The sequence below is a fragment of the Burkholderia sp. Ac-20353 genome, from assembly GCF_017104785.1.
In the GTDB taxonomy this organism is placed as follows: Bacteria; Pseudomonadota; Gammaproteobacteria; order Burkholderiales; family Burkholderiaceae; genus Burkholderia.
In genome coordinates this window covers 78,998-92,803 of sequence record NZ_JAAGPL010000006.1, presented here as the reverse complement: position 1 = coordinate 92,803, position 13,806 = coordinate 78,998, and the positions used below count along the sequence as shown (strand labels likewise).

The 13,806-nt window shown below is 62.0% G+C and carries 12 protein-coding genes; 7 read left to right on the top strand and 5 right to left on the bottom strand.

Annotation, left to right across the window (positions count from 1 at the left end; all coding sequences use genetic code 11):
* Positions 1-30: 30 nt before the first annotated feature.
* On the top strand, positions 31-1,002 hold the full coding sequence (locus tag G3N94_RS02830) for an Ldh family oxidoreductase (RefSeq protein WP_205790566.1): 972 nt from the start codon (positions 31-33) through the stop codon (positions 1,000-1,002).
* Between the two features lie 107 nt (positions 1,003-1,109).
* Here G3N94_RS02830 and G3N94_RS02825 read toward each other — a convergent pair whose 3' ends face one another.
* The 3 genes from G3N94_RS02825 to G3N94_RS02815 form a co-directional block, all read right to left on the bottom strand.
* Positions 1,110-2,036 (bottom strand): DMT family transporter, encoded by a 927-nt coding sequence (locus G3N94_RS02825; RefSeq protein WP_241021537.1) that lies wholly within the window; start codon positions 2,034-2,036, stop codon positions 1,110-1,112.
* Positions 2,037-2,089: 53 nt separating this feature from the next.
* Entirely contained in the window at positions 2,090-3,331 is a 1,242-nt protein-coding gene (locus G3N94_RS02820; protein WP_205790564.1) for a Xaa-Pro peptidase family protein, read from the bottom strand.
* A gap of 252 nt (positions 3,332-3,583) precedes the next feature.
* Positions 3,584-4,504 carry a LysR substrate-binding domain-containing protein gene (locus tag G3N94_RS02815; protein WP_205790563.1) on the bottom strand — a complete coding sequence of 307 codons (921 nt, stop codon included), beginning with the start codon at positions 4,502-4,504 and terminating at the stop codon, positions 3,584-3,586.
* Between the two features lie 222 nt (positions 4,505-4,726).
* Here G3N94_RS02815 and G3N94_RS02810 point away from each other — a divergent pair, with 222 nt between their 5' ends.
* The 3 genes from G3N94_RS02810 to G3N94_RS02800 all read left to right on the top strand — a co-directional run bounded on the left by G3N94_RS02810 (position 4,727) and on the right by G3N94_RS02800 (position 8,221).
* Entirely contained in the window at positions 4,727-5,986 is a 1,260-nt protein-coding gene (locus G3N94_RS02810) for an aromatic ring-hydroxylating dioxygenase subunit alpha (protein ID WP_205790562.1), read from the top strand.
* Between the two features lie 8 nt (positions 5,987-5,994).
* Positions 5,995-7,146, top strand: a complete 1,152-nt coding sequence (locus G3N94_RS02805; protein WP_205790561.1) for a hybrid-cluster NAD(P)-dependent oxidoreductase — start codon at positions 5,995-5,997, stop codon at positions 7,144-7,146.
* Between the two features lie 145 nt (positions 7,147-7,291).
* Complete coding sequence (locus tag G3N94_RS02800; protein ID WP_205790560.1) at positions 7,292-8,221, top strand: GlxA family transcriptional regulator; 930 nt, start codon at positions 7,292-7,294, stop codon at positions 8,219-8,221.
* Positions 8,222-8,318: 97 nt separating this feature from the next.
* On the opposite strand, the gene G3N94_RS02795 is transcribed toward G3N94_RS02800, so the two are convergent.
* Positions 8,319-9,383, bottom strand: coding sequence for an ABC transporter substrate-binding protein (locus G3N94_RS02795; protein ID WP_205790559.1), 1,065 nt, complete (start codon positions 9,381-9,383; stop codon positions 8,319-8,321).
* A gap of 249 nt (positions 9,384-9,632) precedes the next feature.
* Between G3N94_RS02795 and G3N94_RS02790 the strand changes: the two genes are divergently transcribed.
* Together G3N94_RS02790 and G3N94_RS02785 are read left to right on the top strand one after the other, a co-directional pair.
* Positions 9,633-10,436, top strand: coding sequence for an N-formylglutamate amidohydrolase (locus G3N94_RS02790; RefSeq protein WP_205790558.1), 804 nt, complete (start codon positions 9,633-9,635; stop codon positions 10,434-10,436).
* 80 nt (positions 10,437-10,516) lie between these two features.
* Positions 10,517-11,527, top strand: a complete 1,011-nt coding sequence (locus G3N94_RS02785; protein WP_205790625.1) for a LysR family transcriptional regulator — start codon at positions 10,517-10,519, stop codon at positions 11,525-11,527.
* On the opposite strand, the gene G3N94_RS02780 is transcribed toward G3N94_RS02785, so the two are convergent.
* A complete protein-coding gene (locus tag G3N94_RS02780) occupies positions 11,506-12,213 on the bottom strand; it encodes a TetR family transcriptional regulator C-terminal domain-containing protein (protein WP_205790557.1) in 708 nt (235 codons plus the stop codon). The genes G3N94_RS02785 and G3N94_RS02780 overlap by 22 nt on opposite strands.
* 416 nt (positions 12,214-12,629) lie before the next feature.
* Between G3N94_RS02780 and G3N94_RS02775 the strand changes: the two genes are divergently transcribed.
* On the top strand, positions 12,630-13,778 hold the full coding sequence (locus G3N94_RS02775; protein ID WP_205790556.1) for a branched-chain amino acid ABC transporter substrate-binding protein: 1,149 nt from the start codon (positions 12,630-12,632) through the stop codon (positions 13,776-13,778).
* The last annotated feature ends 28 nt before the right edge of the window (positions 13,779-13,806 follow it).

Here is a 13,806-nt window from a genome sequence, read left to right as displayed (position 1 = left end):
GGTCGTCCACTGCATTTGGGGGACGAGACGATGAAATACGAGCGTGAAGCAGCGCGACATGTGGCGTTCGACGCAATCAAGGCGGTTGGCGCGAACGATGCGATCGCGCATTCGCTCGCCGAGGCAGTGATATCGGCTGAACTGGCCGGCAGCAAGGCGGTCGGTTTTGCCCACCTTCCGGATTATCTGGACGGATTCGCCAAGGGCAGAATTGCAGCGAGCGCCGAGCCGAAGGTGAGCTTTCCGGCCCCGGCCGCCGTACGGGTCGACGCACGCGGTGGGATTGCGCAACGGGCATACGATCGCGTGTTCGACGAGCTCGTCGACCGGGCGAAGACTTACGGTGTCGTCACGCTGGCCGTGTCGAACAGCTTCACTGTCGGTGAGCTTGGCTACTACACGCGCAGGCTGGCGGAGTCGGGCCTGGTCGCGCTCGGAACCTGCAACGCGACGGCGCAGATGACCACGTTGGAGAGCGGCAAGGCCGTGTATGGAACGAATCCGGTATCGTTCGCCGCTCCGGTCGACAACGAGCGGCCTTTCGTGATCGACCAGGCCTCCAGCGCGACCGCATTCGTCAATGTTCGCAAGGCTGCGGAAACGGGCGAAGCGATACCCGAGGGCTGGGCGGTGGACGGGCAAGGCGTGCCGACCACGGATGCGCGCGCGGCCATAAACGGCCTGCTATTGCCGTTCGGAGGCGCACGCGGCGCCAACATTGCGATGATGATGGAGATCCTGGCGGCGGGCGTGACCGGAGCCAACTGGTCGATGGACGCGCCGCATTACGCACAAGGGAGCGAGACGCCTGGCGTCGGGCTTTTCCTCGTGGCCGTGAAGGCGGATGTATTCGCCGACGATTTCGAAGCCCGCCTGGCCGCGCAGATCGCAAGGCTGGGGCAAGCCGGCGTGCGCATTCCGGGCAGTCACATCAAGGTGCGCGAGATCGACGTCCCGGATGACGTCATGAACAAGGTCCGTTCGTTTGGATCGGGCGGCTGAGCCGGAGGCCGCCCCGGCTGGCAGGGCTGGCACGGCGACCGAACGCGGGCGGTAGTCATCTCCGTTGCGCTGCAACCATGTCGACACTGAATGCCCGGTCGTCGAAGTCACTCGACTGGTGCAGCGCCCTCGATAAATCGCGACTGCTGCCGCGTGCGGTATTGGCGACCCGCCTCCAGCATGGCGATGCTGCCGAGAATGAGGACGGCAGCCATGACCTCGACCGGTCCTGCTTCTTCACCGGTGCTCCACCCTATGAGCAGCGCGACCACGGGCGTGATGTAAACGGCGCCTGCAGCCGCCACGGCGCCGAGTTTCTGCAACAGGTAGTAATAGAGAATAAACGACGAGCCAGTGCCGAGCAGCCCGAGTCCGATCACGATCCCTGCCGTCGCGCGTCCGTCCTCGAATATCCGCTCGATGCCATGGACGTTGGTCAGTGCGACAAGCATCAGCAACGCAAGGCCCATCTGCCAGATCACGATGGCCAGAGGAGCGAGGTGGGTCGGCGAAAGGAAACGTCGAGCGTAGATGTACGAAAATCCGAAGAGTGCTGATCCCGACATCATCCATGCGACGCCAACCAGGCTGATGGAGTCGCCATGGCTCATGCCGGCCCACGGTCGCGCGATCAGCGTGATGCCTGCCATGCCCAGCGCGACACCATATTGCGTCAGGCGGTTCATCTTTTCGTTGCGCAGGAAAAGGCCTGATGCCAATGACGTGAAGATGGTCGACGACCCGCCCAGCACCCCGGCAATGCCGGACGGGAGCAGCGTCGTTCCTTGTGCCATTGCGAAGTAAGGGAACGCCGTGGCCAGCGCGGCCATCACGGCGAAATGATGCAGGTAACGTATCTGGCCGACCCGGATTGCGCCTTTATGCCACGCGAGAACGGCTAGAGGCGCGAAACCGAACAGGACGCGCAGCAGCGATATCTGAGCCGGGCTGATGAAAGCCGCGGCCCATTTCATATAGATGAAATTGGATCCCCAGAACACGCCGAGGAGGACGAAGGCACAATAGGTTCGCATCAAGATGGATCCGGTCCGGCTTTGCCTGCAATTGCCCAATCGCTGGAAGGAGCCTAGAGCCAATCCGTCTCGAACGGGAACGTCGAAAGCGGCATGCAGCCGGCTTCCGTCAGCAGCACCTGTTGTTCGAGCTTCACACCTTCTTCGCCGCCTTCCGCGCCGATATAGCTTTCGACGCACAGGGTCATCCCGTTTTCGAATCTGCCGTCGTAGCCGCCGCTTTCCCAGTCGATGTCATACGCGACCGACGGATATTCATCCACCATGCCGATGCCATGTGCGATACAGCTGTACCGATTTTTCCGGTACGCGTCCGGCATCTTCCAACTGCGCTCGGCGAACTCGCGAAAGCTCATGCCCGGGCGCAGCAGTTCCATATTGGTATTCAACTGCTCGTATGCCGCTGCATAGAGCCGGCGTTGGTTGTCGGTGGGGCGAACGTGGCCGACTGTCCAGGTCCGCGAAATATCGGCGCAGTATCCAAAGGGACCCACGAGATCGGTGTCGAACGCGATCAGTTCGCCCTGCTTCATGATCCTTGCGCTGCATTCCTGCATCCACGGGTTCGTGCGCGGCCCGGACGCGAGCAGACGTGTCTCGATCCATTCGCCGCCGAGCCGGATGTTCTCGTAGTGCAGGTGCGCCCACAGGTCCTGCTCGCTCATCCCCGGCGTCAGCACGTTATGCATGCGCTGGATGCCCTGTTCGCAGACGTCGATGGACGCCCTGATCAGCACGAGTTCGTCGTCGGACTTGACCGCTCGCGCGTGTTCCATCAATGCTTGCCCGTCCACTATTTCGACGCCGTGTTCCTGTAGCGCCTGCGCGCCGTCGGGATCGAGTCTATCGACCGCGATGCGCATCTCGGATGCCGCGTGCTGGCGTAGCAGGTCCGCCACTTCCCGGGCCCATTGCCTGGCTTTGCGTGTCGATTCCGGTCCCGAGCTGAAGTAATTCCAGCATGTCGCGCCGCGAAGCTCGATATCTAGCGTGTTGCCGTTCCACACGTGTTCGCAGTTGTGGAACTCGAAACCGACGACGGGTCCGTGCGCAAAAACGATCACATAGCGAGTCGGATTGCGTCCCGTCCAGACCTGCATGTTGGACGTATCGGTCGCGTAGCGAATGTTGACGGGATCGTACAAAACGATCGCAGGGCATTGCCGCGAAACAAGCGCCTTCCTGACCTGCTCGATACGATAGGCGCGTACACGCTCCATCAGAAAGTCCGGAAAGCCGGGACTCCCGTTCGTTTGCATCGTGGTTGCGGCATGAAGCGTACTGACAGCCGACATTGCTCCTCCAGTTCGTTGGTATGGACGGTGCGCCATGCCGGATCCGTTGCGTGCAGTGTGCCCGGAAGCTCTGCCGCACAGGCCTGGCGTCAGCGTACGTTTCAGGCCAGTATCGAAAGAACGAAAAGGCGGGTCAACGGACTATATTTTCCAGGTCGCATTACATTAAGTTATGGGAACGAAACCGTAGGCAACGAAGGCAACGCGACGCAGGTCGATCCACGATGGGTGTGGAAGGTCAAGCGGCGGGGCTCAGCGAACCGGGAGGTCCTCGCGCAACCAGTCGATCAACTGGTTGACTGCAGGCGTGATGGAGCGGCCGTGAGGAACGACGACGAAATAGGCGTCGCTCATCTTGCAGGATGCGACCGACAGTCGGACCAGCTCACCGTTCGCCAGCAGGTCGTGTACCATCCGGCTCCAGCCAAGTGCGACGCCTTGCCCGTATCGCGCCGCCTGGACGGCGTCGGTGTAGAGGCTGCAGCGAAGCACGTAGTTCAATCGGCTCGGACGGTGCCCAACCGAGTGGAACCATGAGTCCCAGCCCATCCATCCCTCGTAAGTCGAATCGGATTCGACGAGCGGCAGCGCGGCGAGCGCCGCGAGCGATTGCGGCATGCCGTTTTCCTCGAGGAACTGCGGCGAGCAGACGGGAAATACTTCCTCGTCGAACAAGAAGATCGACGTGCCGTCAGCCCATTCGCCGTCGCCATAGCGGACCGCGACATCGACCTCGACATGCCGGAGATCGGCCGTGAACATCTGGGTGGTCAGCCGCAGCTGCAACGGGGGATTCGATTGCTTGAGCTTGGGAAGCCGCGGCAGCAACCGGAATTGCGCGAACGGTGCGGTCGACGCGAGGACGAGTTCCTGCTGCTCGGCGCCGGTCGACAGGCGATCGAATACGCCAGCGATTTTCTGCATGGATTCGGCAACCGTCAGGTACAGCATTTCACCCTCGCTCGTCAGCGAGATCGAGCGATGCAAGCGATGAAAGAGACGGACATTCAGCGTTTCTTCAAGGAACCGTACTTGCCGGCTCACGGCCGCCTGCGTCACACCCAGTTCGGTCGCGGCAAGCGTAAAGCTTGCCAGGCGCGCGACCGCTTCGAACTCGACCAGTGCCGTCAACGACGGGACGATGCGTCGATACCCTTTTGTTCGTTTTGTCATGTTCATCAGGTTTGTGCCATGCGGGTGCAGGCTCGAGGTCGGATGGAGCTGGATTGCTTCCGGATCGCTTGAATCAGGGTAAATCAGGAGCGGGTAAAGGTCGCATAACTTAAAGTAATGCGAAGCAGAAAATAAGGCGCGTTGACGCTACGAATGGTCACTCCAATACTTCCGGCAACGCTCGATAAAAGCATTGCGAAAATCAACCTGTTGGAGGAGTACATGTCTGCGATCCCGCTCAAGACCCATCGCGAGTTGCTCGACAGCCGCAAGCCCGGCCACGGGATGCCGGCCGGGCTGTTTGGCCGTCAGGACGTGTTCGAGACGGACGTCGAAGTTTTCTTCGAGAAGCTGTGGATCTTCGTTGCCGTGACGGCCGACGTCCCGGAACCCGGCGACGTATACGCAGTGGATATCGGCAAGTCGTCCGTCCTGATCGTGCGCGACGACGACGAGAACATCCGCGCTTACCGGAACGTCTGCCGGCATCGCGGCGCACGCCTGATGAAGGGCGGCGCCAAGGCGACCGTCGGCATGGTGGTGTGTCCGTATCACCAGTGGACGTACGACCTGGACGGCAGCCTGAAACATGCGACCCACATGGGTAAGAAATTCGACACGAAATGCCGAAGCCTGATCCCGGTGCACGTCAAGGTGGTCGGCGCGCATGTGTTCGTTTGCCTCGCCGACGAGGCGCCGGAGGATTTCTCGACGCTCGAGACGGTGATGGCGCCGCGCTTCGCGCCGCACGACATGCCGCGCACGAAGATCGCGCACGAGATGACGATCGTCGAGAACGGCAACTGGAAACTCGTGATCGAGAACAATCGCGAGTGCTACCACTGCGGCGGGACGCATCCCGAGCTCACGCAGTCGTTCCTTGCGCACGACTTCGGCTTCTGCCCGGACGGGCAGAGCGAGGAATCGCTGCGCGAGTACGACGAATACCTGGCGCACAATGCCGCCCGCAACGAAGAGTGGGAAGGGGCAGGCTATATCTGCGAGGCGTTCGAGTCGCTCGACGAGAGCGTCGACACGAACTTCCGTTCGCAGCGGCTCGTCATTGCCGGTGCCTGTGAATCGCAGACGATGGATACGAAGGTGGCGAGCACGAAGCTGCTTGGCGGCCTGGCGCGTCGCGATCTGGGCGATGTCCATATGTGGACCCATCACTCGTGGACCCACGTGATGAGCGATCACGCGGTGGTTGCGTACATTCTGCCGCTCGCGCCGGACAAGACGGTGGTGCGTACCGTGTGGCTGGTGCATCAGGATGCGGTCGAAGGTGTCGACTACGACCTGAAGACGCTGACGGAAGTGTGGGATGCCACGACGCGTCAGGATGCGGATCTGGTTGCAATCACGCATAGCGGAACGCAGGACCCCGGCTATGTTCCCGGCCCGTACTCGACCTACACGGAAGCCGCGCTCGACCAGTTTGCACGCTGGTACGACGCGCGCCTGAAAGTTCACGGTATCTGAGTTTCATCATGACAGTCAGAGAGAATCTCTACGCAATCGAACCGGCCGCGCAAGCAAGGGATCGGTTCTCGGACCCTGGCACCTGGGAGCGCGCGGATCCGCAATGGTCGAGCAGCGAACGCAAGACGCTGGTGTGCTGCAGGGTGCGGGCGGAAACGCACGACGTCCGGACATTCGTCTTCTGTGCGAAAGACGGACAGCCCTTCGGCTTCGAGCCCGGCCAGTTCATCACCGTATCGGCCGACATTGACGGCGCGCCGGTCAGCCGCTGCTACACGATCTCGTCACCGCCGACGCGGCCGTACACGTTGTCCATCACGGTCAAGCGGACGCCCGGCGGGATCATGTCGAACTGGTTGCACGACAACATGGGGCCCGGGGTCGAGCTGAATGCGTTCGGTCCGTCCGGCATCTTCACGCCGGCATCCGCGCCTGCCGTGAAAATGCTCTACCTGTCCGCCGGCTCGGGCGTGACGCCGCTGATGTCAATGACGCGCGCGGCGATCGATCTGGGCCTGAACCGCGATATCGTGTTCGTTCACAGTGCGAGAACGCCGGACGACATCATCTTTCGCGGCGAGTTGAACCGGTTGCGGGAGGACGCGAACAATCTCCAGGTGATTCACGTGTGCGAAGCGCACGGGTCGGAGGCCGGTTGGAGCGGGCCGATCGGCAGGCTGAGCGTCGAACTCCTGCGCCAGTACGTCCCGGACTATCGCGATCGCGAGGTGTTCACATGCGGCCCTTCGGGCTATATGAACGCCGTCAAGGACATTCTGGTTCGGGGCGGCCACAATCCCGCCCGCTACCATCAGGAAAGCTTCAACTTTGCCGAAACGGTGGAGCCGCTTGCGGACGTTGCCGATGCATCCAGTAATGCGGAGCACGTGGCTAATGGCACCTATACGGTGCGTCTGGCAAAGTCCGGAAAGACGTTCGCGATGAATGGCACGGAGACGGTGCTCACAGCCGCGCGAAAGGCCGGTGTTGCATTGCCGTCTTCGTGCAGCCAGGGCATTTGCGGCACGTGCAAGACCGCGGTGCTGGAAGGTACCGTCGACATGCATCACAACGGCGGCATTCGTCAGCGGGAAATCGACAAGGGCCTCCGTCTGATGTGCTGCAGCCGGCCTACGTCGGATCTCGTACTGGATCTGTAGTCCGCGCCGGACCTTCGGTTCCCGGTTTCGCGCCTCCGGTCGGGCGGCGTCCCGGCCACGTGGGCCCGTTCACTTCCCTCGCGTTGCTATCGTGCACGACGTCTCGCTCGTCCCGGATTCGAAACCACGCCATTTCGGGTTTCTCATGCTTCCGTCGTATTCGATGATCGCGTTCACGAATGCACTGGAAGCGCTGCGCATCGCCAATTACGTGGACCGTATCGAGCACTATCGCTGGACGGTCTTCTCCGTCGACGGCGTCCCAGTCGAAGCCAGCAATGGCATCGAGCTCCGGCCCGTGCAGGCGCTGGATCCATCCGGCGATCTGCCGGATGTGATGATCGTATGTGGAGGCACGCACGTCCGGGAGACGGTGGACGCGCGGCTACAGCAGGCGCTTGTCGCGCTCGCGAGCCGCGGGATCGCACTGGGTTCGCTGTGCAGCGGTGCGTATGCGCTGATGTCGGCCGGTTTGCTCGACAATTACCGTTGTGCGGTGCACTGGGCGAATTTGTTCAGCCTGCGCGACGAGTTTCCGGACGTTCGGATTACGCATGATCTTTTCGTGGTCGATCGCGATCGCATCACATGTACCGGCGGCACCGCCCCGCTGGACATGATGCTCAATCTGATGTCGAAGCATCTCGGCGCGCATCTGGTCGTACGCGTGTCGCAACATCTGATTCTGGCGAGGCTTCGGGGCGCAAGCGAACACCCGCCGATACCGGTTGGCGCGCGTCTCGAGTCGACGCGCGCGGAGCTGGTGGAGGCGGTGAAGCTGATGGAGGCGAACATCGAGGAGCCGCTTTCATGCGACGAAATTGCCCGGCTCGTCGGACTGTCGGCGCGCCAGATGCAACGTGTTTTCAAGCAATATCTGAACACGTCTCCGCGCGAGTACTACCTGACCGTTCGCCTGAAGCACGCTCAAGGATTATTGCGCACCGACAACGATTTCGTCGGAAACGTATCGATGCGTTGCGGATTCCCGTCGGCATGCAGTTTCAGCAAGGCGTACCGAAGGGCGTTCGGCCATGCGCCGATTGCCGAGCGTCGCATGCCACGCGAAGCATAGACAGTCATCGCGCTCGAATCGGCATGATTGTCGCGACGGCAGGCAAGGGCAGCGCGTCATCCGACGCATGGCCCCGCCCCGCGGTCGCCTCGCGTGCTTACTTCTGGCCGAGCCAGACTGCAAACTTCTGGTTCAGATCGTCGGAATGATCGGCCCAGAATGCGATGTTGGTGTCGATCGCGTTCTTCTGGTTCTGCGGCGCGGTCGGCAGGTAAGGCGCGACCTTCGGATCGACCAGCTTGACCGACGACTGACGCAGCGGCCCGAGTGCCGTGGCCGACGCGAGTTTCGCAAGGGATTCGGTCGAAGTCGAATGGCGGATGAAGTCCTGCGCCGCCTTCAGGTTCTTCGACCCCTTCACGATCGCATAGCCCTCGATGTTCTTGACTTCGCCATCCCACAGGAATCCGAACGGCTTTTTGTCCTGCGTCGCGGCGACGTAGATCCGGTTGTTATAGGCGCTCGTCATCGTCACCTCGCCGTCGGCCAGCAGCTGCGGCGGCTGCGCGCCGGTTTCCCACCAGACGATCGACGACTTGATCGTATCCAGCTTCTTGAATGCGCGCTTCAGGCCGTCGGGCGTCGCGAGCGTCTTGTAGACATCGGCGGCGGGGACGCCGTCGGCGAGCAGCGCCCACTCGAGCGCGGCTTCCGGAGACTTGCGCAGCCCACGCTTGCCCGGGAATCGCTTGAGATCGAAGAAATCGGCGATTTTCGTCGGTTCCGCGCCTTTGAACGCGTTCTTGTTGTACGTGATCACCGTGGACCATGCGATGTTGCCGACCATGCAGTCCGACAGACCGCCAGGCATGAAGTCGGCCTTGGCCGCGGCGCCCGTCGAGGCTGCCGGCAGGGAAGCGGGGTTGATCTTTTCGAGCAGACCTTCGTCGCAGGCGCGCGTCGCGTCGGCGAGCTGCATGTCGACCACGTCCCACGTGACGTTCTTCGTCTCGACCTGGCTTCGGATCTGGGCGATACCGCCGTTGTACGTATCGATCTTGACCTTGGTTCCCGATTGCGACGCAAACGGACGTACTGCGGTTGCGTTTTGCGCGTCCTGATACGAACCGCCCCAGGTCGAGAAAATGAGTTCGGATGCCGTGGCAGGCAGGGTCGCCATCCCGATCGCGACGAGCGCCAACGCCTTCAAAGAGTGATTCATTCAATACCTCACCAAGAAATGTGCAGATGTCTGCGCGAGCCCGCATTCCGGTCGCGAAGTCATCTTGGGGTGGACGAAATTGGACCGATTCTTCCCAACGGGCGCTTATGCATAGATAAAGCCGCGCTTACGATATCGCGCCGACCCGTCGCGACGCGTACCGTTGACCGACGCGCGAACATCACGATGCGTGTCACCCGGCTCAGTTCGACATGACACGCGTGCGGACACGAAATCGAGGGCGACGCCATGCACGATGAGGCCGGTGGTCAGATCTATCGCGGCGACGGGCCGATACTGGTTGCGGCGCCGCATGTCGGGACGGCGATTCCGGAGGAGTTGACGGCGCTGCGCGCGTGGCAGGCCGTACGGAAGACGCGGGTGGATCCGGGCGGCACACGACTTCAGGAGGCCGCCGTGGCGCGCGGGATTTCGTGCATTGCCGCGCGCATGCATCCGTGTGTGATCGACGTCAACATGGTCGCCGACCGTCCATCCGCTGCGTCCGAGCTCGGCCGCAGCGCCCTGTGCCGGCCTCATTCCCCATTGGGGGAAAGTCTTTACAGCGGCGTGGCCGAGCCGTCCGAAGGCGAAGTCATGCGGCGTGTACGAAAGTACTGGACGCCCTATCACGAGACACTTGCGACCGAGTTGAAGCGATTGCGCGACATTCATGACGACGTGCTGCTCGTCGTGTCGCACGCCAGCTCGCGGCTTTCGCCGTATCAGCGTCAATCCGGCGCTGCCGATTGCAATGTGGGAACGAACCGCGGTCGCTCGTGCGACAAGCTCCTCGTCAGCACACTGACGAAGTCGGTGCGGAGCGGCGGGCGCTCATGGGTCGTCAACGGAAAGCTGGCGGATTCGTTCGCGGCCCAGCACTACGGCATGCCGGCAGCCGGCATTCACGTCGTGGAACTGGAGGTGGCCGGCAAGTGGCGGGAGGATTGCGAGGCCATACGTGTCGGCGAGTCGACCGCCAGCGAATTTGGCGTGCTGCTCGGCAATCTGCTGGACGCGCTGTCGACGTTGACGAATGCCGATGGCGCTTGACGCGTGAATCGCGAGATCGATTCGTTCCGGCGAGGACTTCAGGCGGACAGCCTGCCGTGCTACAGTCATCTGTCACTTTGATGCCGATCATGAAAGAAAGCGGACCTGAACGGTATCCCGATTGGGATCTCCTTGCCAGTTGGCTGGCGGTCGTGGAAGCCGGTTCCATCTCCGACGCTGCCGATCGACTGAACATCTCGCAAGCGGGCGTGTCGCAGCGTATCAAAGCGCTGGAGACGCTGCTCGACACCACGCTTCTCGACCGCGCGACCCGGCCAGCACGGCCGACCGCGGCCGGTCAACGGTTGTTCGAGCACGCCGCATCGCTGCTGCAGAGTGCGGACCAGATGGTGGAGAGCGTGCGGAACGTGTCGCGGGCCAAGCGCGTCGTCGTCCGGCTCGGGTGCGTGGACTCCTTTGCGGCGACGATCGGCCCGATCATCATCAAGGCGCTTTCGGGGGCGTCACATCAGATCCGGCTTTGGTCCGGCATCACGCCGGCGCTCGATGCGCAACTGGAAGCCCGTCAGCTGGACGTTGCCGTGACGACGAGCGGCACCACTCCGGCGTTGGGCATTCGCAAGCAAAAGCTGTTTTCCGAACCGTACTTTGTCGTACTGCCCAAAGGCTTCGAAATCGATCGCTTGACGACGCTGACCGAATTGGCCAGGCACCTTCAGTTCATTCGCTACAGTGCGAGATCGGTCATCGGCCAGCACGTCGATGCGTATCTGGCCGCGCATGGCGAGCACATCGAGCGATCGTGCGAATTCGATGCAACGGATCCGGCGCTGAGCCTCGTGGCCGCCGGGCTCGGCTTCGCGATCACCACGCCGCTTTGCGTGTGGCAATCGCGGCACTATGTTCCGGAGATAAGCGTCGTGCCGCTCACGGAATTTTCGCGGCACGGCCGGCCGTATGCGGGCTTGAGTCGTTCGTTCTACCTGTCATACCGCGAGAACGAGCTCGGCCATCTGCCTGCCGACCTTTACGACCTGCTTCGCCGCGCGTATGAGCGGCAAGTGTCCCGCGATATCGCGAGGACGCTGTCGCTGAAGCCGGAAGACGTCTATCTGCCCGAAGCCGATTGATGCCCGGGCTCGCCGGATCCGTCCGGCGTCTGCCGCCGCGGCGCGCGGCGCATGTTCAGTCGCCAGATCTGTCCGGTCGCATCGTCGATCATGCCGTGGAATACCCCGATCACTTCATCGATCGTGATGGTGCTGGCTACCCGGTGCTCGATCCAGAGCCCGTGCACCAGCGCCATCGCCTGAATGGCCCAGATCGTTGCCATGGTCCTGTCGCACCCGGCATTTCGAAGGTCGTGGATGAAGTTTGACCGCAGGCGCCGGGAAAAAGCGGTGCAGAGCCGCCGCACTTCGTCGTCGTGCGCGGACGAACTCCACATGTGCGGCCAGACGTTGGCCGCGCCGGGGCTCAAGACTTCGTCGCTGAAGCACATGTCCGCCGTGAATTTCATGCGCTCTATCGGGTCGGCAATGCCTCGCCGCCCGGCCGTGAGTTGCTCGCGCACGCGCCTGATCAGATACACGAAGGTCTTGTAGACCAGGTTGTTCTTGTTCTCGAAATGGTGGTGCACCAACCCGACCGAAACGCGGGCGTACTCGCTGACTTTGCGGATGGTCAGGTTCTCCAGCCCGACTTGCCCGACGACTTCGAGTGTCGAGTCGATCAGCTTCAGGCGCATGCCCTCGTATTGCGCGGATTCTTCCTTGCGGCCTTCGTAAACGGTTCCGCCGCGGCTGCCGTCTTCCATGATCGTGCTCCGTTCCTTCCAGATTGAGTGCTGCTTGCCGTCATCCCGTGCGGAGCAGTGAAGGGTTCGCCCGATGATAGCGCTGATTGCTTGTGGCTGAACAAGCGTTCATGGCGATCGGGCTGCGGGCGACGAGTCCCATGTCTCGCTGATTGAACAAATGTTCACATTTTCGGATCGTCCAGCAGCGAGAACTTGGCTCGAAACGGTGAGTTATCGGTGTTAATACGCATGTTATCAGCGGCGTTTTATTTTTGATATCGACCGGATCGGCTATATAGTGAATCGAGCCTGCATGACACTGAACAATTGTTCAGTGAAATGTGGGCCGGGTGCAACTCTTTTATTTGGGGGCGGGTAACGCGCTGGTCCATTACAGCGATTGACCAGTTCCCTCTATCGACGGGACTGAACCAATGCTCAGCTTTTCACACAGGGCGCTTGCCACCGGCCTGAGCGCCATCGCGTTGTCCGTCGCCTGCGGCGCGACCTACGGACAACAGGTCGTCAAGATCGGCGTGTCCAGTCCGCTCACCGGGCAGAGTGCGGCGAGCGGCAAGGACATCGAGAACGGCGTGCGCCTCGCGATCGAGGAGGCGAATGCGCAGCACGTCAAGCTGGGCGGCCAGGAAGTCCGCTTCGAACTCGATGCGGTCGACGACCAGGGCGACCCGCGCATCGGCGTGCAGGTCGCGCAAAAGCTCGTCGACGACGGCGTGGTCGCGGTCGTCGGGTACTACAACTCCGGCGTGGCGCTGCCGTCCGCGCCGATTTTCGCGAAAGCGGGCATTCCGCTGATCGATCCCGCGGCGACCAATCCGGCCATTACCCGCCAGGGGTTGAAGACGGTCTTCCGCATCATTGCGACCGACGCGCAGAATTCCGGCAATGCCGGCAAGTACGCGGTGACCGTCACGAAGGCGCAGCGCATCGCGGTGATGGACGACCGGACCGCGTTCGGCCAGGGCGCCGTCGAGGAATTCAAGAAGGCCGTCGGCGCAGCTGGCGGCAAGATTGCGTTGTCGGAATTCACCAACGACAAGGCCGTCGAGTTCAACGCGCAGCTCACGAACGTGAAGGCGGCGCAGGCGGACCTGCTGTATTTCGGCGGCCTTGACGTTCAGGCCGGGCTCATCACGAAACGGATGCGGCAACTCGGCATGCGCACCCAGTTCGTCGGCAGTGGCGGCATCGCCGATCGCATCTTCATCAACGACGCGGGGCCGGCCGCGGAGGGCGCGATGGCGTGGGAATACGGGCGCCCGATCGACACGCTGCCGCAAGGCAAGGCGTTCATCCAGAAATACAAGAGTCGGTTCGGCTCCGACATGCTGACCTATGCGCCGTTTGCATACGACTGCGCATGGGTGGCGATCAACGCGATGAAGCAGGCCAATTCCGCGAAACCCGCCGACTTCCTGCCCGCGCTGCGCGAAACGCACTACGAAGGCATTACCGGAAAGATCGCATTCGACGCGAACGGCGACCTCAAGAATCCGACCTCGACGCTCTATCAGGTGAAGGGCGGCCGCTGGGTCCCGGTCACGACGATCGGAGCCGAGTAGGGCATCGGCCTTCCATAACGATGTCCGA